Here is a 1,646-nt window from a genome sequence, read left to right as displayed (position 1 = left end):
CTAACGAGAAACAAAAAATCTGTCATCAGTAATAGATAAAATCTATTACCAACAACAGATATTGTAGAACCCTTTTTCTTTTGAACTGAATTGAAGCTGAGTACATATGTTAAAATGAACACAAAGATGCCATCTCAATTTTAAAGGAAGTGATTAAAATGAAGTTTCTAATTACTTGCGCAGCAGCCCTAACTCTCGGTTGTGGTGTCGCTGGTCAGTCATTATTGTAATAATAACTCTCATGCACAGCAACCGACCCGAGTTGAACGTGGGTGTGGTAGTGGAATGATGAGATGATAACAGTGCCTTCAACAATTGTAATAGACCGATTTGAGAAGCCACTGGATCGTTAGAAATTAGCTTTTACTATTTACCACTCAGTGCAGCCACTGTTCTATTCAACGGTTAATGTTTATAAATAATAATTATTTCAAAATATTCATTTTTTCAAAGAAATAGTGACAAAAAAAATAGAGAAACGTTGAAAAAATATCAACGTTTCTCTTACTTTGTCAGTGGCTCTTTAATACCGGAGGTGGGGTTCGAACCCACACGTCCTTTAACGGACACTGGATTTTGAGTCCAGCGCGTCTGCCAGTTCCGCCACTCCGGCATAACAATATAATACTCTATGATTGGCCAACAATAAATGGATAAAGGCGGTAATCGGATTCGAACCGACGATGAAGGTTTTGCAGACCTCTGCCTTACCACTTGGCTATACCGCCATAACTTTGGCTAACCCAACTGGGTTAGCTGGATTCGAACCAGCGCATGACAGAGTCAAAGTCTGTTGCCTTACCACTTGGCTATAACCCAATCAAAGGGCGGTATGTGGGAATCGAACCCACGCGTGTCGGATCCACAAACCGATGTGTTAACCACTTCACCAATACCGCCATAATATTATTAACAGGGATAGTAGGAGTTGAACCCACACCGACGGTTTTGGAGACCGTAGTTCTACCATTAAACTATATCCCTATGATGGAGGGGAGTGGATTCGAACCACCGAACCCGAAGGAGCGGATTTACAGTCCGCCGCGTTTAGCCAGACTTCGCTACCCCTCCATGAATGGCGCGGGACAGAATCGAACTGCCGACACATGCAGCTTCAATGCATTGCTCTACCGACTGAGCTACCGAGCCATTTACCATCATGATAATAATACTTGTGTTGTGTATTCAATTTTCAAATACATAACAACGGTTCGTACGAGACTCGAACTCGTGATCTCCTGCGTGACAGGCAGGCGTCCTAAACCAACTAGACCAACGAACCAATGTTGCTATGAAAATGGAGGATACAGGGATCGAACCTGTGACCTCCTGCTTGTAAGGCAGATGCTCTCCCAGCTGAGCTAATCCTCCAATGACCCGTACGGGATTTGAACCCATGTTACCGCCGTGAAAGGGCGGTGTCTTAACCACTTGACCAACGGGTCATAAATTATTATTCGGTTACGGAGAGTAAGGGATTCGAACCCTTGAAACAGGCTTTTACCCGTTTACATCATTTCCAATGATGCTCCTTCGGCCAGCTCGGACAACTCTCCAATTAAATAATAACTCCGGCAGGCGGGCTCGAACCGTCGACAACCTGATTAACAGTCAGGTGCTCTACCAACTGAGCTATGCCGGAATAT

General features: G+C 44.0%; 12 tRNA genes. All 12 read right to left on the bottom strand.

Annotation, left to right across the window (positions count from 1 at the left end):
- Positions 1–527: 527 nt before the first annotated feature.
- The 12 genes from QUF07_RS13890 to QUF07_RS13835 all read right to left on the bottom strand — a co-directional run bounded on the left by QUF07_RS13890 (position 528) and on the right by QUF07_RS13835 (position 1,642).
- Positions 528–613 (bottom strand) — tRNA-Leu (locus QUF07_RS13890).
- Between the two features lie 44 nt (positions 614–657).
- A tRNA-Cys gene (locus QUF07_RS13885) sits at positions 658–728 on the bottom strand.
- Positions 729–747: 19 nt separating this feature from the next.
- Positions 748–819, bottom strand: a tRNA-Gln gene (locus tag QUF07_RS13880).
- A gap of 7 nt (positions 820–826) precedes the next feature.
- Positions 827–899, bottom strand: a tRNA-His gene (locus QUF07_RS13875).
- 14 nt (positions 900–913) lie between these two features.
- Positions 914–984 (bottom strand) — tRNA-Trp (locus tag QUF07_RS13870).
- Between the two features lie 4 nt (positions 985–988).
- A tRNA-Tyr gene (locus tag QUF07_RS13865) sits at positions 989–1,071 on the bottom strand.
- Between the two features lie 5 nt (positions 1,072–1,076).
- Positions 1,077–1,149, bottom strand: a tRNA-Phe gene (locus QUF07_RS13860).
- Positions 1,150–1,207: 58 nt separating this feature from the next.
- Positions 1,208–1,282: transfer RNA gene (locus QUF07_RS13855), tRNA-Asp, on the bottom strand.
- Between the two features lie 16 nt (positions 1,283–1,298).
- A tRNA-Val gene (locus tag QUF07_RS13850) sits at positions 1,299–1,371 on the bottom strand.
- Between the two features lie 2 nt (positions 1,372–1,373).
- Positions 1,374–1,445 (bottom strand) — tRNA-Glu (locus tag QUF07_RS13845).
- Positions 1,446–1,464: 19 nt separating this feature from the next.
- Positions 1,465–1,556: transfer RNA gene (locus tag QUF07_RS13840), tRNA-Ser, on the bottom strand.
- A gap of 13 nt (positions 1,557–1,569) precedes the next feature.
- Positions 1,570–1,642, bottom strand: a tRNA-Asn gene (locus tag QUF07_RS13835).
- Positions 1,643–1,646 lie beyond the last annotated feature (4 nt).

The organism is Lentilactobacillus sp. TOM.63 (genome assembly GCF_030361045.1).
Classification (GTDB): domain Bacteria; phylum Bacillota; class Bacilli; order Lactobacillales; family Lactobacillaceae; genus Lentilactobacillus; species Lentilactobacillus dabitei.
The sequence above is the reverse complement of the archived record's forward strand: the minus strand, read 5'-3'. Positions and strand labels throughout refer to the sequence as shown.